This is a genomic window from Streptomyces corynorhini, assembly GCF_003346515.1.
GTDB lineage: Bacteria > Actinomycetota > Actinomycetes > Streptomycetales > Streptomycetaceae > Streptomyces > Streptomyces corynorhini.
Genome location: NZ_QQNA01000002.1, coordinates 14,705 through 33,869, shown reverse-complemented (window position 1 = coordinate 33,869; position 19,165 = coordinate 14,705). Strand labels below are relative to the sequence as shown.

The window sequence follows — 19,165 nt, the reverse complement described above, 5'->3', positions numbered from 1 at the left end:
GCGGCGTGGTCGGTGGGGAGCGAAGTGAAGAGTCACTCTCAGTGCCAAGTTGACCGCTTGTCATGATCCCAGTTGACTGACGCGCACCACTCCCCCCACAGGAGACTCCCCATGCGGACGCTCGCCACCCTTGCGCCCTCAGATGCGCTGACAGACGCCGTCCTCGCGGTCAATCCGCTGCATCGCCCCTCACCCCGCCTCACCGCCGCGGCGGGCCGGGCGGGCGCCCTCGGCGTGCTCGAACTGCCCGAACTGCCCGAACGCCGCCGCGACGCCATCGAGGTGGTACGTCGCGCCGCCCGCTGGTCCGGCGGCCGTCCCTTCGGGGTCCGGGTCCGTCCTGGCTGCCCGCTCGGTGTCGCGGACCTTCCCGAGGGCGCCACGACCGTGCTGCTCGCCGACCCCGCGCGGACCGCCGCGGACTTCCCCGGGCGTCGCGTACTCGTCGAGGTCACCAGCCTCACCGGAGCCGCGCGTGCCGTGCACGCCGGTGCCGCCGGGCTGCTGCTGCGCGGCGGCGAGTGCGGCGGGCGGGCCGGTGAGCTGAGTACGTTCGTCCTGCTGCAAGGGGTTCTCGCCGACCCGGGGATCACCGTCCCGGTCTGGGCGTGGGGCGGCATCGGCCCGCGCACGGCCGCCGCCGCGGTCGCCGGTGGAGCGGCGGGCGTGGTGCTCGACATCCAGCTCGCGCTGCTCGACGAGGCCGAACCGGATGCCGAGACCGTCGAGGCGCTGGGCTCGCTGGACGGTTCCGAGAGCGTCCTCGTCGACGGGGTGCGCTTCCTGCGCCGCCGCGGGCCGCGGGCCCCCGAGCCGCCCGCCGACCGTGCCGCCGCCGAACGCGCCTTCGCGGCGGCCGATCCCGAGCGGCGGCTGCTGCCGGTCGGTCAGGACGGCTACCTCGCCGCCTCCTTCGCCGCCAGGTCCGCCACCGTCGCCGAGGCGGTACGAGGGGTCCGCGACGCGATCGGCCGGGCCACCGCCGCCGGGGAACGTAACGCCACCGCGCTGGCCGAGGGCTCCGCCGGATCCCGCGCGCTCGGCACCCGCCTGCCCATCGCCCAGGGCCCGATGACCCGGGTCAGCGACGAGCCCGCGTTCGCCGCCGCCGTGGCCGCCGAGGGCGCCCTGCCGTTCCTCGCCCTCGCCCTCGCCGACGCCGCGCGTACCCGGGCCATGCTGGAGCGCACCCGGGACTCGCTGCCCGAGGGCGCCGCCTGGGGCGTGGGCATCCTGGGCTTCGCCGACGAGCGGGTCAAGGAGGCCCAGCTCGCTGTCGTCCGGGAGCTGCGGCCCACCCACGCCATCATCGCGGGCGGCCGTCCCGCACAGGCCGCGGCCCTGGAGGCGGAGGGCATAGCGGCCTTCCTGCACGTGCCCTCGCCAGGACTGCTGCGGCAGTTCCTCGCCGCGGGCGCCCGTAAGTTCATCTTCGAGGGCGCCGAGTGCGGCGGCCACATCGGGCCCCGCAACAGCTTCCCGCTGTGGGAGGCGCAGACCGAGGTGCTGCGCGAGTTCCTCGCCGACCAGGGCCCCGCGGCGGCCACGGAGCTGACCGTGCTCTTCGCCGGTGGCATCCACGACGCCCGGTCGGCCGCCATGGCCGCGACCGTCGCCGCCCCGCTGACCGACGCGGGCGCCGCCTTCGGCGTACTGATGGGCACCGCCTACCTGTTCACCGCCGAGGCGGTCGGCGCGGGTGCCATCCGGCCGCTCTTCCAGCGGCAGGTCCTGGCCGCCGACCGTACCGACCTGCTGGAGACCGCGCCCGGCCACGCCACCCGGTGCGCGGCCAGCGAGGTCACCCGCGACTTCGCCGCGCTGCGGGACGAACTCACCGCCCAGGGCGTGCCGGACCGCGAGATCTGGGAGCGCCTGGAGCGGTTCAACGTCGGCCGCCTGCGGATCGCCTCCAAGGGCGTCGAGCGCGTCGGGGACGAACTGCTCGCCGTGGACGAGGAACGCCAGGGCACCGAAGGCATGTTCATGGCCGGTGAGGTCAGCGTGCTGCGCGCCGAGGCCACCACCGTCGCGACCCTGCACCGGGAGGTGACCGAGGGCGCCGCCGCCTGGCTCGCCGCGCACGCCGCCACCGTCCCCGCCCCGGCCGCCGAGGAGGCGCCCGCGCCCCTGCGCGTCGCCGTGATCGGTATGGCCGCGATGTTCCCCGGCGCCCGCGACCTGGGCGAGTTCTGGGCCAACGTCATGTCCGGCACCGACAGCGTCACCGAGGTACCCGCAGAACGCTGGGACCCCGAGCTGTACTACGCGCCGGACGGCGACGGCGAACGCACCCCCTCCCGCTGGGGCGGCTTCCTGCCCCGGATCCCGTTCGACCCGCTGAGCTACGGCATCCCGCCCGCCTCGCTGCCGAGCATCGAACCCGTGCAGCTGCTCGCGCTGGAGGCCGCCCGGCGCGCACTCGCCGACGCCGGTTACGAGGGACCGGACGCCGACCACCGCCGTACGTCGGTGATCTTCGGTGCCGAGGCGGGCAGCGACCTCGCCAACGCCGCCACCCTGCGCTCCGTGCTGCCCGCCTACCTCGGCACACTGCCGCCCGGTCTGCAGGAGCAACTGCCCAGGCTGACCGAGGACTCGTTCCCCGGCATGCTCGCCAACGTCATCGCGGGACGCATCGCCAACCGGCTCGACCTCGGCGGCGCCAACTACACCGTCGACGCGGCCTGCGCCTCCTCGCTCACCGCCGTCGACGCCGCCTGCAAGGAACTCGTCACCGGCACCAGCGACCTGGTCCTGTGCGGCGGCGCCGACCTGCACAACGGCATCAACGACTACCTGCTCTTCTCCTCGGTGCACGCCCTGTCGCCCACCGGCCGCTCGGCCACCTTCGACGCGAGCGCGGACGGCATCGCCCTCGGCGAGGGCGTCGCCTGCGTGGCCCTCAAGCGCCTCGCCGACGCCGAACGCGACGGCGACCGGATCTACGCCGTGATCGACGGCGTCGGCAGCGCCAGCGACGGCCGCGGCCTCGGCCTGACCGCGCCCCGCCCCGAAGGCCAGCGCGCCGCCCTGACCCGCGCCTACGCCAACGCCCGGATCTCCCCGGCCGAGGTCGGCCTCATCGAGGCGCACGGCACCGGCACCGTCGTCGGCGACCGCACCGAACTCGCCACCCTCACCGAGGTGTTCCAGGAGAACGGGGTCGAACCCGGCACCTGCGCCATCGGCTCCGTCAAGTCGCAGATCGGGCACACCAAGTGCGCCGCGGGACTGGCCGGACTCATCAAGACCACCCTCGCGCTCCACCACGGTGTCAAGCCGCCCACCCTGCACCTCAGCAACCCCAACCCCGCCTGGCAGGCCGACACCAGCCCCTTCGCCTTCCACACCTCCGCCGCCCCCTGGGCCGCGGAACCGGCGGACCGGATCGCGGGCGTCAGCGCCTTCGGCTTCGGCGGCACCAACTTCCACGTCGTCCTGCGCGCCCACGACCAAGCGCCCGCCGCACACGCCCTGGACGCCTGGCCGGCCGAGCTGTTCACCTTCCGCGGCCGCGACGAGGAGGCCGCCGTCAAGGCGGTACGCGCCCTGCTCACCCTGATCGGCCAGGACGGCGGCCACAGCCGCCTGCGCGACCTCGCGCACCACGCCGCCCACCGCGCCGACCGGGCGGCCGTGCGCGGCGACGCCGTACAAATCGCGGTGGTCGCCCGCACGGCGGCCGAACTGCCCGAGCTGCTGCGCCGGGCCGCCGAAGGCGAACACGCCCCCGCCGAGGGCATCCACCTCGCCCGCGCCGTACCGCCCGAGGTCACACGGGGACAGCTCGCGCTGCTCTTCCCCGGCCAGGGCAGCCAGCGCCCCGGGATGCTCGCGCCGCTCTTCACGGCCTTCCCCGCGCTCCACCGCGCCCTGCACCTCGGCGCCCGCTGGGCCGACGCGCTCTTCCCGCCCGCCGCGCTCGACGCCGAGGCCGCGGCCCGCGCACAGGCCCGGATCACCGACACCGCCGTGGCCCAGCCGGCCCTCGGGATCACCGCGCTCGCCGTCACCGAACTGCTCACCTCGCTCGGGGTGCGCCCCGCGATGGCCGGTGGCCACAGCTACGGCGAACTCGCCGCGCTCGCCGCCGCCGGAGTGTTCACCCCCGAGGAGCTGCTCGCGGCCAGCGCCGCCCGCGCCGAGGCCATCCTCGGCCGGGTCCCGGAGGGCGACGCGGGAACCATGGCCGCGGTCGGCGCCTCCGCGGACCAGGTCGAGGAGGTGCTGCGCCTCGCGGACCTGGCCGCCGACGTGGTGGCCGCCAACCACAACTCGCCCGCTCAGACGGTCATCTCGGGCCCGAGCGAGGCCGTCGCCGCCGCCGTCGCCCAACTGAAGGACGCCGGGTACAGCGCCAAGCCGCTGAAGGTGGCCTGCGCCTTCCACAGCCCGCTGCTCGACGGCGCGGGCGCGGACTTCGGCGCCCACCTCGCCGAACTGGACCTGCCGGCCCCGGCCTTCCCGGTCTGGGCCAACCGCACCGCGGCCCGCTACCCCGACGACGCCGCGTCCATCCGCGCCGAACTGACCGCCCAGATCGGCTCCCCGGTCCGCTTCGCCGAACAGATCGAGGCGATGTACGAGGCGGGCGCCAGGGTCTTCGTCGAGGCCGGACCCGGCCGCGTGCTCAGCCGCCTGGTGGCGGACGTGCTCGGGGACCGCCCGCACCGCACCGTGCCACTGGAGGACGGCCGTGCCGGCGGACTGCCCGCCTTCCTGACCGCGCTCGCCCAACTCGCCGTCAGCGGAACGGAGCTGCGCACCCGGCCGCTGTTCACCGGCCGCGACACCGTCGACCCCGCCACCGCCAAAGCCGTCCGGCGGGCCGGTTTCACCGTCGACGGCCACCTGCTGCGCCGCGCCGACGGCGCCTTCCCGCCCCATGCCCTGCTCCCCGCCCGACCCGTGACGGAGTTCACCGTGTCCGACCCGCGTCACCTCCCCGCGCCGGCCGCCGGTCCCGAAGCGCTGATCGCGGAGTTCCTCCGCAGCAGCCGGGAGCTGGTCTCCGCCCAGCGCGACGTCCTCATCTCCTACCTGGGGACACCGGAACTGCCGTCAGCGGCACCACAGTTGACCGCGCACGCGATACCCGCGCCCCACCTCGCCCCGGCCGTCACCACCGCGTCGGCCGTCACCCCAGCCCACGTCACCGCGCACGTCACGGCGCCCGCCGCCGTGCCCGCCGTCGCCGCGGGCGCCTCGATCCTGGAGACCGTTCTCGCGGTGGTCGCGGAGCGTACGGGCTATCCGGTGGACATGCTGGAGCCGGGCCTCGATCTGGAGGCCGATCTCAGCATCGACTCCATCAAGCGCACCGAGATCGCCGGCGAACTGGCCGCCCGGCTGGGCATCGCCGCCGAGGGAGGCGAGCAGATGGAGGAGCTGAGCGGCGTCCGTACCGCCGAGGGCATCGCCTCGCTCCTGGCCGCCCGGCTCGGCGGCACCGTCGCCGTCCCGGCCGTCCCGGCCGCCCCCGCGGCGGCCGGGGGCACGGCCCGTGACGTGCCGGTCCTGGAGACCGTTCTCGCGGTGGTCGCGGAGCGTACGGGCTATCCGGTGGACATGCTGGAGCCGGATCTCGATCTGGAGGCCGATCTCAGCATCGACTCCATCAAGCGCACCGAGATCGCCGGGGAACTCGGCGCCCGCCTCTCCCTGGACGCCGCCGAGTCGGACCTCGAAGCGCTCAGCGGCGCCCGTACCGTGGCCGCGCTCAGCGCACTCCTGGAAGCGGCCCTCGGCTCCGTTCCCGCACCCGGGAACCCCGGCGTCACCCCCGCCCCCGCCCCCGAAGGACCGCGCCCGGAGATCATCGCCCCGCAGCGGCTGCTTTTCACCGAACGCGTCCTGGAACCGGTCACCGCCCGCCCGGAGCCCGGCAGCCGGGTACAGCTCCTCGGCGGCGGCGAGACCGCCACCGAACTCGCCGCGCTGCTCACACAGGCCGGTGTCGAGACCGAACTGGTCCCCGACGGCGCATCGCCCGCCGAGAGCGCCGCGACCGTGGTGCACCTGACGCCGCTGGACGCCCAAGGGCCCGTGCTGCCCGGGGCCTTCGACCTCTACCAGCGAATCCTCGCCGCCGGACCGCGCCGCCTGCTCGCCGCCGACCGGCGCGGCTCCGGGGCGCCCAGCGGACTGCGCGGCTTCTTCCGTACGGTGGCCCGCGAGTACCCCGGGACCCGCGCCACGCTGGCCGAGGTCCCCGACGGGGCGAGTGCCGCCGAGGCCGCCCGCGCCCTCTTCGCCGAACTCGCCGCCCCCGAGGACGAGCCGGTGATCCTCCTCGACCGGGGCGGCCCGCGCCGCGCCCTCCAACTGCGGCTCACCCCCCTCGGTCCGATCGCCACCAGCGGCGCGGGACCGGCAGGCGACGGCGCCGCCGAGGCCGAGGCCGCCGGGCTCGACCGCGAGTCGGTGGTCCTCCTGGTCGGCGGCGCCCGCGGCATCACCGCCCGCTTCGCCCGTACCCTCGCCGTCGCCGCCCGCTGCCGTCTGGTCCTCTTCGGCCGCACCCCGCACCCCGCGGCCACCGAGGACCCGGCCACGGCCGCCGCCACCGACCGCGGATCGCTGCGCGGCGCCCTGCTCGCCGCGAAGCTCACCACCACGCCGGCCGAGACCGAACGCCGGGTCTCGGCGATCCTCGCGGAGCGCGAGGTACGCGCCACCCTGGCCGCCCTGCGGGAGGCGGGCAGCGAGGCCGAGTACCAGCGGGTGGACGTGCTGGACACGGCGGCTGTCAGCGCCGCGGTCAAGCAGGTGTACGCCCAGTACGGACGGCTCGACGGGCTCGTCTACGCCGCCGGGCTCATCGAGGACAAGCTGATCGCGGAGAAGACCCCGGAGTCCTTCGCCCGGGTCTTCAGCACCAAGGCGGACGGCGCCCGCACCGTTCTCGACGAGGTGGACCGGCTGCCCGTCGGCCCACGCTTCGCCGTCCTCTTCGGCTCCATCGCCGCCGCCCTCGGCAATCGCGGCCAGAGCGACTACGCGGGCGCCAACGACGCCCTGGAGGAACTGGGCCGCCGCTGGTCCGGTGGAGAGCGGCGCGGCCTGACCGTGCACTGGGGCCCCTGGGCCGCCTCCGAGACCGGCGGTGGCATGGTCGGCCCGGAGCTGATGCGCTCCTACGCGGCCCGCGGCATCAAGCTGATCGACCCGGAGGAAGGCCCGCTCAGCCTGTTGCGCGAACTCGCCTACGGTGCCCCGGACGAGCACGCCGTCGTTTACACCGCCTCCGGCTGGTGAGCGCGATGCCCACCCCCCTCCCCCCGGGCGGCCCCGAGGGGCCGCTCGAACCGGTCGCCGTCATCGGCATGGAGGTCTTCCTCCCCGGCGCCCCCGATCTGGCCGCCTACTGGCACAACATCGCGGCCGGAGTGGACGCGATCACCGAGGTGCCCGCCGACCGCTGGGACCCGGTCTTCTACGACCCGGCCGCGGCGACCACCGGGCGGCGCAGCGACCGCTTCTACTGCCGTCGCGGCGGATTCGTCGACAGCGGCCCCGAGTTCGACCCGACCCGCTTCGGCATCATGCCGAACTCGGTGCCCGCCACCGACCCGGACCAGCTCATCGCGCTCGACGTGGCGTACCGCTCCTTGCAGGACGCGGGCGGCGAGTCCGTCCTGCCCGCCCGCCGCGAACGCGCCGGGATCGTTCTAGGCCGCGGCGGCTACCTCACGCCCGGCCTGGTCCGGCTGGACCAGCGGGTCCGCACCGCCAACCAGCTCGTGCAGACGCTGCGCGAGCTGGCCCCGCAACTCGACGAAGCCCAACTGGAGTCGGTGCGCGTCGGGTTCTGCGAACGCCTCGGCCCCGAGGAGCCGGAGTCCGCGATCGGCCTGGTGCCCAATCTGGTCGCCTCCCGCGTCGCCAACCGGCTCGATCTGCGCGGCCCCGCCTACACCGTGGACGCCGCCTGCGCCTCCTCGCTGGTCGCCGTGGACCACGCGGTACGCGAACTCACCTCCCGGCGGTGCGACGTGATGTTCGCGGGCGGCGTGCACCACTGCCACGACCTCACCCTGTGGAGCGTCTTCACGCAGCTCGGCGCGCTCTCCCCGAGCGAGCGCATCCGCCCGCTGCACCGGGACGCTGACGGCGTCCTGATCGGCGAGGGCACCGGCGTGGTCGTCCTCAAGCGGCTCGCGGACGCGCAGCGCGACGGCGACCGGATCTACGCGGTGATCCGCGGCACCGGAGTGGCCAGCGACGGCCGCTCCGCGAGCCTGTTCAACCCCGACCCCGGCGGGCAGATCCGCGCCGTCCGCCAGGCGTGGGAGGCCGCCGGGCTCGACCCGCGCGCCGCCGACGCGCTCCAGCTCCTGGAGGCGCACGGCACCGCGACGGCCGCCGGGGACGGCGCCGAACTCAGCACGGTGGCCGATGTGTTCGGCCCCGCGACCGCCGGTCGCGCGGTCATCGGATCGGTGAAGTCGCAGATCGGGCACACCATGCCGGCCGCCGGTGTGGCCGGTCTGATCAAGGCGGCGCTCGCCCTGCATCACGAGACGCTGCCGCCCACCCTGCACTGCGACGACCCCCACCCGGCCCTGGAGGCCACCCGGTTCACCACGCTCGCCACGGCCCGCCCCTGGGACGAGGTCGCGGGCGGGGCTCCGCGCCGGGCCGCGGTCAACGCCTTCGGCTTCGGCGGCATCAACGCCCACGTGATACTCGAACAGCCCGCCGCGGCCCCCGCCCGCCGCCCGCGCGTGAGCGTCGGTGAGCCGGAGCGCGTCCTGCGGCTGGCCGCCAGGACCCCCGAGGAACTGGCCGCCCTGCTCGACGCCGAGGACGGGGCGGTGCTCGCCGCGAGCCTGCCCGAGACGGGCTCGCCCGCCGCGGGCCCGGTGCGCCTCGGTATCGTCGACCCGACGGCACGCCGCCTGAAACTCGCGCGCCGGGCGGTCGGCAAGGGCGAGCCGTGGCGCGGGCGCGGCGACGTGTGGTTCACCCCGCGCCCGGTGCTCGGCCCGGCCGGCGGGCGCACCGCCTTCGTCTTCCCCGGCCTGGAGGCCGAGTTCACCCCCAAGGTCGACGAACTCGCCGCCCGGCTCGGCCTGGACTGGTCCCACGACGCGCAGGCCGAGGTCGGCGACGTGGGCCGGCACGGCGCCGCCGTCTTCCAGCTGGGACGGCTGCTCGACACCGCGCTGCGCCGCCTGGACGTGGTGCCCGACGCCGTGGCCGGGCACAGCGTGGGGGAGTGGACCGCGATGGCGGCGGCCGGGGTGCACACCGCCGAGGAGGTGGATGCCTTCCTGGCCAGTTTCGACCCGGACGCGCTGCTGGTGCCCGGCGTGGCCTTCGCCGTCCTCGGCACCGCAGCCGACCGGGTCCTGGACCGGCTCGACGGCCGCGAGGACGTCGTCCTCAGCCACGACAACGCCCCCAACCAGTCGATGATCTGCGGACCCGAGGAGGCCGTCACCGACCTGGTGGCCGCCTTCCGCGCCCAGGGTGTCATCGCGCAGGTGCTGCCCTTCCGCTCCGGGTTTCACACCCCGATGCTCGCCCCGTACCTGGACCCGATCCGCGAGGCGGCCGAGCGCTACACCCTGCACCCGCCGCACACCGCCCTGTGGTCCGCGACCCTCGCCGCTCCCTTCCCGGCCGGACCGGACGCGGTCCGCGAGCTGTTCGTACGCCATCTGCTCGAACCGGTCCGCTTCCGCGAACTCATCCTGCGGATGTACGAGGCGGGCTTCCGTGCCTTCCTGACGCTGGGCGCGGGCCAGCTCGGCTCCCTCGTCGACGACACCCTCGCGGGCCGCGACCGCCTGGTGGTTCCGGCACACTCCACCTCCCGCGACAGCCTCGCCCAGCTCCGCCGGGTGGCGACCGCGCTGTGGACGGAGGGCGCGGAACCGGACGTGACCGCGCTCGACCCCCCTGCCGGTCAGGCCGGTTCGAGCGTCCGTCCGGTACGCCGCGCCGGGCTGAAGCTCGACCTCGGCGGCGCCCTGATCGCTCTCCCCGCCGCCGGACACGGCCTCCTCGCCCCCGCGCAGGACCGCACCGCGCAGGACCGCACCGCGCAGGACCGCACCGCGCCGATCCGGCGCCCCGCCGTCCCGGCCGCCAGGACCGAGGTCCACGCCGACGTGCTCGACCGGCTCGGCCGCGCCGGCGGACACCACCCGGTGGCCGCCGAGTTCTCGGCGCTGCTCACCGACACCACCGCGGTCGCCGCGGAACTCCTCGACGCGCTGGGGCAGGGCCGCGGCCCCCGCGTCCCGGCCCGCCACCGGCCGCCGGTCCCGCGACCCGGTGCCGCCGTACCGCACCCCGCCACACCGCACCCCGCCACACCGGATCCCGTCACACCGCAGACCCCCGGCATCGAGAACGTCCCCGCCGTCCTGCGGATCGACGTGGAGCGGATGCCGTACCTCCTCGACCACTGCTTCTTCCGGCAACGCCCCGGCTGGCCCGACGAGTCCGACCGGTGGCCCATCGTGCCCGCGACCACCGTCATCGACCACCTCGTCCGGATCGCGGAACAGGCGATGGCCGCGGAGCCTGACCGGCGGATGGTCTCCGTGCGCCGGGTGCGGCTCCAGAAGTGGATCGAGGCCATGCCCGCCTGTGACGTGCCCGTCGCGGTGCGCCGCTCGGGCCCTGACCGGATCGAGGTCGGGCTCACCGGATTCGCGGGCGCCGAGGTCCGGTTCGCCCGGGGACCCGGGGCCCCGCCCGCCGTGTGGCCGGTGGACCCGGCCTGCGAACGTCTCCCCGAACTGGCCGCCGAACAGCTCTACACCGAGCGGTGGATGTTCCACGGTCCCGCCTTCCAGGGCGTCACCGCACTCACCGCGATCGGTGAACGGCACGTGCGCGGCGTCCTCACCGCGCCGGGACCACCCGGCGCGCTCCTCGACAACGTCGGCCAGCTCCTCGGCTACTGGATCATGGCCACCCTCACCGAACGCACCACGGTCTTCCCGGTCGGCATCGCCCGGATCGACTTCCACGGCCCGGAACCGGCCGCCGGAACCGACCTGGACTGCCACATCCGTATCCGCGAGGTCACCCCCACCACCCTCACCGCCGACATGCAGCTCGTCCACGAGGGCCGCGTCTGGGCCGAGTGCACGGGCTGGACCGACCGGCGCTTCGACACCGACCCCGGCATCCGCCTGATGGACCGCTTCCCCGGCCGGAACACCCTCTCCGAGGCGCGCCCCGGAGGATGGAGCGTGGTCCACGAGCGCTGGCCCGATCTCGCCACCCGCGATCTGATCATGCGCAACGTGCTCGGCGGCGCCGAACGCGACCAGTACGCCGACCGGCCCCCGACCCGCAGACGCCGCCACCTGCTCGGCCGGATCGCGGCCAAGGACGCGGTGCGCAGGCTGCTCTGGGCCGAGGGCGCGGGCGACATCTACCCGGCCGAGATCGCCGTGCACAACGACGCGGCCGGCCGGCCGGTGGTGACCGGTGTGCACGGCCGCGACATCGGCCCCGAGCTGACGGTCTCCCTCGCGCACAGCGCCGAGGCCGCCGTCGCCCTGGCCCGCCGTGGCCCCTGCGGCATCGACCTCGAAGAGGTCACCGCCAGGACCGCCGCCACCGTCGCCGCGGCCTGCGGCCCCGAGGAGCGCGCGCTCCTCGCCCGTACCGTCGCCGAGGGCGACGAGAGCGAAGACCTGTGGTTCACCCGCTTCTGGGCGGCGAAGGAAGCCGTCGCGAAGGAGCGCGGTACCGGACTCGGCGGACGGCCTCAGGAGTACCGGGTCACCGCCGCCCGCCCCGGCCTGCTGCGGGTGGAACACGCGGGCGGCGCCTGGGAAGTGCGCTGCGATCAGATGGCGGCCCCCGAGGGGCTGCCCGAACGGAACTATGTCGTCGCCTGGACCACGGGCGGCGCCGAGCCAGACAGTCAGGAGAGCCAGCATGACCACTGAGACGACCGCCACCCTTGCCCTCGACGAGGACACCGCCCTCGCCCAGATCGCCGCGACGCTGCGCGCGCTGCCCGACGCCGGTCTGGAGGACGCCGAGATCGGCCGCGAGACGCTCTTCCACGACGACCTGGAGCTGGAGAGCATCGACCTGGTCTCCCTCGCCGGCCTCCTGCGCGAGCACTACGGCGAGCGCGTCAACCTCGCCCTGTTCATAGCGGACCTGGAACTCGACGAGATCATCGCGCTGACCGTGGGCCGGCTCGCCGACTACGTCGCCGCCTCGCTGCGCGCCACCGAGGAGAGCTGACCGGATGGCGAAGACACCCACCGGCGACATCACCACCCATGTCCAGCGGCTGCCCGCGGGCGCGGCGGGCGGCACGGCCGGCGAGGGAGAGCCCCCGGTGGTCGTCCTCGTGCACGGACTGCTCACGGACTCACTCGCCAGCTACTACTTCACCCTCGGTCCCGCACTGTCCGCGGCGGGCATGGACACCGTGATGTACGACCTGCGCGGGCACGGCCGCACCGACCGGCCGCCCACCGGCTACCGCCTGGAGCACTTCGTCGAGGACCTGGCGCTGCTCCTGGACGCCCTGGACGAACACCGCCCGGTGCACCTGGTCGGCAACTCCTTCGGCGGCACCATCGCCGCCGGGTTCGCCGCCTGGCACCCCGAACGCACCGCCACCCTCACCATGATCGAGTCCGAGCCGCCGGTGGCCGCCTGGGCAGGCCACATCGCGGACGGCCTGGCGCACGCCCGCCGTGACCTGGTCCACGACGAGGCCATCGAGTGGATCAAGGAGCGTTACGGGGCGCACACCGCCCGGCTCTCCCGCAACGCCGCGCGCATCCTCCAGACCACCACGCTCGCCGAGGACGTCCCGGCCGGACGGCTCATCGACGACGACCTGTCCGCGCTGCGCTGCCCGTTGCTCGCCGTCTTCGGCGGCGACTCCGGGCTCAGCGCCCAGGTGCCGGAGCTGGAGGCCAAGGTCGAGCGCTGCCGTACCGTGGTCCTCCCGGACCAGGGCCACTCGGTCCTGGTCGAACAGCCGGGACGCACCCGCGACCTGGTCCTCGACTGGGTGCGCGAGCACCACGCGGACCGGCCGGGCGTGCGGGCCGGAGCGGTCGGATGAGCCGCTTCCTGCTGGTCGTACCGCCGCTCACCGGACATATCAACCCGCTCGTCGCCGTGGCCGCCGAGCTGACCGCTCGCGGCCACGAGGTCGAGTGGTGCGGCTACGCCGACCGCATCCGCGACGCGGCGGGATCCGCCGCCGTCATCCACGAGTGTGTTCTCCCCGGGACCGGCGAACTGACCCGCCCGCCGACCCTGACCGGACCGGCCGCCTTCCGCTTCCTCTGGGACGACTTCTTCATCCCGCTCGCCGAGGCGATGGCGCCCGCCGTGGCGAGCGCGGTGCGCACCTTCCGCCCGGACGCGGTCGTCACCGACCAGCACGCGGTGGCCGGTGCCCTGGTCTGCGAACGCCTCGGCGTCCCGTACTTCACCTCGGCCAGCACCTCGGCGGAGCTGGTCGACCCACTGGCCGACCTGCCCAAGGTGGCCGCCTGGCTGACCGGCCGGCTGAACGCGCTGCGGGAGGCGATCGGCGACCCGGCCGCCACCCACGACCCGCGCTTCTCCCCGTACGGCGTCCTGGCCTTCACCAGCCGGGAACTCGTCGGCGACATGGCCGCCCCGGACGCGGAGCGGGTCCACCTGGTCGGCCCGGCCATGGCGGAGCGGCCCGAGGTCCCCGACTTCCCCTGGGAAGCCCTCGACCCCTCCCGCGAACTGGTCCTCGTCTCGCTCGGTACCGCCAACGCCGACGCCGGCACGCGCTTCCTCCGCGAGGCGGCCGGAGCGCTGGACCTGCTCGCCGACCGGGTGCAGGGCGTCGTCGTGGACCCCGGCGGCCGGCTCACCGACCCGCCGCCCGGCATCCTCGTGCGCCCCTACGTCCCCCAGCTCGAACTGCTCGGCCGGGCCAGGGCGGTCGTCGGCCACGGCGGCCACAACACCGTCTGCGAAGCCCTCTGGCACGGGCTGCCGCTGGTCCTCGCCCCGATCCGCGACGACCAGCCGATCGTGGCACGCCAGGTCGCCGCGGCGGGCGCCGGTATCCGGGTGCGCTTCGGCCGGGTGGACGCGCCGAAGCTCGCCGAGGCGCTGCGCACGGTCCTGGACGACACCGGCGGGCACCGCACCGCGGCGGCTGCCATCGGCAGGTCGTTGCGCGTCGCGGGCGGGCGGCGCGCCGCGGCCGACCACCTCGAACAGCTCGTCACAGCACACCCGGTCGCCTCCGCGGGCCGTTGACCGCTGACCGTTGACCGCAGGCCGCCCCCCCCATCCCGGAGCCCCCCATGACCACAGCCCCCCCGATGCCTGCGCCGCAGGTGCCGAGCCCCGCGTCCGAAGGGCCGCCGGACTCCGGCATCCGCCCGCTGCGGGCTCTGCTCCAGCAGGCCCGCCCCTACCGGCTCGTCCTTCTCGGCTCGCTCCTGCTCGCCCTGGCCGCCAGCGCCTGCGGGCTCGTCCAGCCGCTGGTGGCGCGGGCGGTCCTGGACGCCTTGGCCGACAGCACGGCGGTCACCGGGGCGCTGGTCCTGCTCGGCGTCCTGGTGGTGGCGGGCGCCGTCCTGACCGGCTTCCAGTCCTGGTGGCAGCAGCGCACCTCGGAACAGGTGGTCCGCTCCATCCGCCGCGGTCTGGTCTTCCGCCTCATCCGTCTGAAGGTCGCCGAGCTGGACAGCCGTCCGCCCGGCGACCTGGTCGCCCGTGTCACCTCCGACAGCGCCCTGGTGCAGAACGCCGCCACCCAGGGACTCGTCATGATCACCAACGGGGCGCTCACCGTCGCCGGGGCCATCGTCCTGATGGGCACGGTCCACCTCGGCCTGCTCGGCGTCACCCTCGCGGTCCTGCTCGGCACCGGCGCGCTCCTCGGACTGATCCTGCCCCGCATCCGCGAGGCCGTCGCCCGCGCCCAGAACTCCGTGGGCGCCATCGGCGCCGCCCTGGACCGCTCACTCGGCGCCGCCCGCACCGTCAAGGCCAACGGCGCCGAATCCCGGGAGACCGCCCACGCCGAGGCCGCCATCGAGGAGGCGTACGAGGCGGGTCTGACCGGCGCCAAGTACGTCGCCCTGGTCCAGGTCCTCTCCGGCGTCGCCATCCAGGCGGCCTTCCTCGCGGTCCTCGGCGTCGGCGGCGCCCTGGTGGCCTCCGGAGATCTCGACGCCTCCCAGCTCATCGCCTTCCTGCTCTACGTCTTCTACCTGGCCAGCCCGATCGCCTCGCTCCTCGGCGGCCTCGGCATGCTCCAGCAGGGCCTCGGCGCCATCGTCCGCATCGAGCAGGTCCGGCACCTGCCGGCCGAGGACGACGTGGACCCCACCGGACACACGGCCCCGCACACCGAGCGGTCGACACCGGCACCGCCGGTCGAGTTCGACGCCGTCCACTTCGCCTACCCGGGACGCGACCCGGCCCTGCGCGGCGTCAGCTTCACCGTGCCCGGCGCCACCCGTACCGCCCTGGTCGGCCTGTCCGGCGCGGGCAAGACCACGATGTTCGCGCTGCTCCAGCGCTTCTACGAACCGCACGCGGGCGCCATCCGGATCGGCGGCCAGGACATCGCCCTCATGCCGCGCGTCGAGGTCCGCCGCCGTATCGCCTACGTCGAGCAGGAGTCCCCCGTCATGGCGGGCACCCTCAGGGACAACCTCCGCTACGCCGCGACCGGCGCCGGGGACGAGGAGATCGCCGAGGTCCTGCGTCTGACCCGCCTCGACTCGCTGATCGCCGGGCTGCCCGACGGTCTGGACACCGAGGTCGGCAACCGGGGCGTCACCCTCTCCGGAGGAGAGCGCCAGCGACTCGCCATCGCGCGGGCCCTGCTGCGCAGACCCGAGGTACTGCTGCTCGACGAGGCCACCGCCCAGCTCGACGCCAGCAACGAACAGGCCCTGCGCGAAGCGGTGGACCAGGCCGCGCGCCGCTGCACCGTCATCCTGATCGCCCACCGGCTGTCCACGGTCACCGACGCCGAGCAGATCATCGTCCTGGAAGGCGGCGGGATTCGCGCCGCGGGCTCCCACGACGACCTGGTCGGCACCGACACCCTCTACCGCGAACTCGCCGCCTCCCAGATGCTCGTGCCCGCCGTGGCCGACCGGCCCCCGGGCCCGGACGCGCGACTGGCGCTGTGAGACGAGCGCCCCGGGCCCCGGAACGACGAGGCGGCCCGGGGCGGTGTCCGAAAGGTGGCGCGGATCCGTCGGATCCGCGCCACCGTCATGCCGTCCGTGTCCTGCCGGAGCCCGTCGGCTCCCCAGGTCAGCCCGTGATGGCGTTCAGGGCGGGCAGGTAGCCCTCGCGGTGCCCCGCCTGGTTCGGGTGGTACGACTCGTTCAGCTTGTCCCACTCCAGGCTCGTCACCCAGGTGGTGTTCCCCGAGCAGATGGTGTGCGGGTCGAAGGCCGGCCGCGGGTCGAGGAAGGTGAAGCCCGCGTTCGCGGCCTGCTGCGCGAGGACGGTGTTGAGGACGTCGGCCGCCGAGTTCAGCGCGGCGCGCTCCGTGTCGCTCAGCCCGAAGATGCCGCAGTTGCCGCCGATCCGGTACAGCCGGGGATAGCCCACCACGACCACCCTGGCCTCCGGCGCCGCTCCCCTGATGGCCGCGTAGGTGTCGGCCAGTGTGCCCGGCAGGACTTGGGAGGCCGCCGCCTTCGCGGCCTCCACCCCGGCGACGCAGTCCTTGTCGTCCAGTGTGAGGACACAGTTCTGCAGAACGCTGACGAAGCCCACGTCGTTCCCGCCGGCCTGCACCGTCACCAGCGTCGCGTCCGCGGTGAGCCGGGGCACCTGCTGGGTCTTGACCTCCGCGACGGTCGCCCCGGAACAGGACGCCTCCACGAAGGAGTACGAGGTGTGCTGCGCCGCCCACAGCCGGGGGTAGGACAGCGGTCCGCGTCGGCAGACGTCGTTCGGGTCGTCATAGGTGCGGGTACCGGGCCCGGCGGCGTACGAGTCGCCGAGCGCGACGTACTTCCCGGCGGCCTCGGCCCCGGACGGAGCGGCCTGTGCGGCGGGGGCCGCGGTGACGGCGAGACAGGCCGCGGCGACCGCGGCGAGGAGAGAGGCCAGCGGTCTGCGTGCGCGTACAAGGCGCATGTGAACTCCCGTGTGGGGGGGGGAACGTGACTGTACGGAGATATCACTTCAGGAATTCGGAAGAGCTGACTCCGTTGAAAATCCAGGGGTTTCCCGGGAGGTCCCCTCCGGGCGAGGCCGTCGAGGGTCCTCGGCCAGTACGGCGACTTCGCCCGCCGGAACGGTGAGCACGCCCGATGCGCGGGTGCCTGACAGGAGGTCGACCCCGGTGGCGGCCACCCGTGCGGGGCAGGCGACCGGCCTGGAGTCGGGCGCGGTGTGGGGTGACCCCTTGTTCACCGCGCCAGGCCAGGGCGGCACCTGCTCGTGGTCGCCTGCCTCGGGCACCGGACCGCAGCCGTGCCCGCAGGCATACACCCTCCAGCCCGGGTCCCCGGCGACAGGCGCGGGCACGGCGGTGTCGGGCAACGGCGGGACCGACTACTACGGGACCACCATCGCCGGCACGCCGAACATCGGGGCCGACGCCGGCTGAGGCGCGCGCCCGGCGGAGCGTCGCCCGGTTTCCGTCCGGGCTATCGTGGGCCGTCGGCGATCGGCGAAGGGCGGACACCATGGGAGACAGAGTCCCCCGCACCGTGGGCGGCCGGGCCGGAGCCGACTCCGGCCCGGCCGCCGGAGCGCGCCCGCCGGTCATCACGAGCGACGAGCCCGGCTCGTTCGCCCGGGGTGTGCTCGCCGACCGCCACCCCGCGCTCGTCCAGCAGGTGCGAGCCGCCTTCCCGTACGGCCGCCGGGAGCACGAGGCCCTCGACGCCCTGCTGGACGAGATCACCGACGGGGCCGTGCGACCGCTCGCCCCCGAGGACCACGACCACGCGGACTGGGCGGCGTGGGGCCGGACCTGCTTCGGGCGGTCCTGGTTCGAGGTGCCCTTCCTGTGGGCGGAGAGCTATTTCTACCGCAGGCTTCTCGGCGCGGTCGGGTACTTCGGGTCCTTGGGCGAGGGGCCGTGGCGGGGAGTCGACCCGTTCGCGCCGTTCAAGCGCGCCGAACTGCGCGGCGACGCGGTGGAGGAGGAGCTGCGGGCCCTGGACGCGCTCGCGGACGCGCCTGCCGCCGAGCGGGCCACGGCCCTCCTCCACGCCTCGCTCTGGGGCAACCGCGCGGATCTCGGCTTCCGCGTCTCGGCGCCGGAGCGGGCAGCCGCGGAGGACGTGGTATCCGCGCTGGTGGCCGACGACAGCGCGTCGCTGTGGCGGCTCCTGCCCGTCGGCGGCCCTTCGACCGTCGCCGTCGTGGCCGACAACGCGGGACGCGAGCTGATCCCGGACCTGGTCCTCATCGACCACCTTCTCGCACACCGGCATGCCCGGCGGGTCGTACTCCACGTCAAGCCCTACCCGTACTACGTCTCCGACGCGATGACGGCGGACGTGGTCGACTGCCTGCGGCGTCTCACCGAGGCGCCCGGCGAGGCGGGCCGGATCGGCGGCCGTTTGTGGAGGGCCATGGGGACAGGAGACCTGGAGGTCCGCACCCACCCCTTCTTCTGCGCCCCGTTGCCGTACGAGGAGATGCCCGACGATCTTCGCGGCGAGTTCGCGGGCGCCACGCTCACCGTCCTGAAGGGCGACCTCAACTACCGCCGCCTGGTGGGCGACCGGCCGTGGGACGCCACCACGCCCTTCGCCGCCCGCACCGCGTACTTCCCGGGCGCCGTCGCCGCCTTGCGCACCCTCAAGTCCGACGTCGTCGTCGGCCTGGAACGGACGGCCCTGGACACCCTTGAGCATTCCGGCGCCGCGTGGCGTACCAGTGGCACGCACGCGCTGATCCAGGTGCGCGCGTAGCCGCGGGGCACGCGTCCCGTACGGCCGGGACGGCACAGCGCGCCGGAGCCCCGTCCGAGTGTGGTGCGGACGGGGCTCCGGCGGCGCCCGGGTACGACCAGGACCTGTCGTCAAAGCAGCGCCGTCCGCCCGGAGGGCGAGCCCGGCATGATCCAAACGAAAGACCCTGGGGCCTCTCGTTTGGATCATGCCGGGCTCGCGAGCCCTGGCACCGCGCCTCGCCGCGTTGTCGTCCGTCATCCCCAAGGTCTCGGCTT

9 protein-coding genes are annotated in these 19,165 nt (G+C 74.8%); 8 read left to right on the top strand and 1 reads right to left on the bottom strand.

Going from position 1 to position 19,165, the window contains the following annotated elements:
* Positions 1 to 111 precede the first annotated feature (111 nt).
* From DVH02_RS00405 to DVH02_RS00380, 6 genes are read left to right on the top strand one after another with little or no spacing between them, the layout of a single operon-like run.
* Positions 112 to 7,260 carry a type I polyketide synthase gene (locus DVH02_RS00405; RefSeq protein WP_114621637.1) on the top strand — a complete coding sequence of 2,383 codons (7,149 nt, stop codon included), beginning with the start codon at positions 112 to 114 and terminating at the stop codon, positions 7,258 to 7,260.
* Positions 7,261 to 7,265: 5 nt separating this feature from the next.
* Complete coding sequence (locus tag DVH02_RS00400; protein WP_114621688.1) at positions 7,266 to 11,924, top strand: type I polyketide synthase; 4,659 nt, start codon at positions 7,266 to 7,268, stop codon at positions 11,922 to 11,924.
* Positions 11,914 to 12,231 (top strand): phosphopantetheine-binding protein, encoded by a 318-nt coding sequence (locus DVH02_RS00395; protein WP_114621636.1) that lies wholly within the window; start codon positions 11,914 to 11,916, stop codon positions 12,229 to 12,231. The genes DVH02_RS00400 and DVH02_RS00395 overlap by 11 nt, the downstream gene beginning before the upstream one ends.
* Before the next feature lie 4 nt (positions 12,232 to 12,235).
* On the top strand, positions 12,236 to 13,069 hold the full coding sequence (locus DVH02_RS00390) for an alpha/beta fold hydrolase (RefSeq protein WP_114621635.1): 834 nt from the start codon (positions 12,236 to 12,238) through the stop codon (positions 13,067 to 13,069).
* Positions 13,066 to 14,256, top strand: coding sequence for a glycosyltransferase (locus DVH02_RS00385; RefSeq protein WP_114621634.1), 1,191 nt, complete (start codon positions 13,066 to 13,068; stop codon positions 14,254 to 14,256). The genes DVH02_RS00390 and DVH02_RS00385 overlap by 4 nt, the downstream gene beginning before the upstream one ends.
* A gap of 47 nt (positions 14,257 to 14,303) precedes the next feature.
* Positions 14,304 to 16,151, top strand: coding sequence for an ABC transporter ATP-binding protein (locus DVH02_RS00380; RefSeq protein ID WP_114621633.1), 1,848 nt, complete (start codon positions 14,304 to 14,306; stop codon positions 16,149 to 16,151).
* Between the two features lie 127 nt (positions 16,152 to 16,278).
* Here the strand turns inward: DVH02_RS00380 and DVH02_RS00375 are convergent, their stop codons facing one another.
* Positions 16,279 to 17,115, bottom strand: coding sequence for an SGNH/GDSL hydrolase family protein (locus DVH02_RS00375; RefSeq protein WP_114621632.1), 837 nt, complete (start codon positions 17,113 to 17,115; stop codon positions 16,279 to 16,281).
* Between the two features lie 208 nt (positions 17,116 to 17,323).
* On the opposite strand from DVH02_RS00375, the gene DVH02_RS00370 reads away from it, so the two are divergent.
* Entirely contained in the window at positions 17,324 to 17,590 is a 267-nt protein-coding gene (locus DVH02_RS00370) for a hypothetical protein (protein ID WP_233517961.1), read from the top strand.
* A 79-nt stretch (positions 17,591 to 17,669) separates the two neighbouring features.
* Complete coding sequence (locus DVH02_RS00365) at positions 17,670 to 18,908, top strand: damage-control phosphatase ARMT1 family protein (protein ID WP_114621631.1); 1,239 nt, start codon at positions 17,670 to 17,672, stop codon at positions 18,906 to 18,908.
* Positions 18,909 to 19,165: the final 257 nt, after the last annotated feature.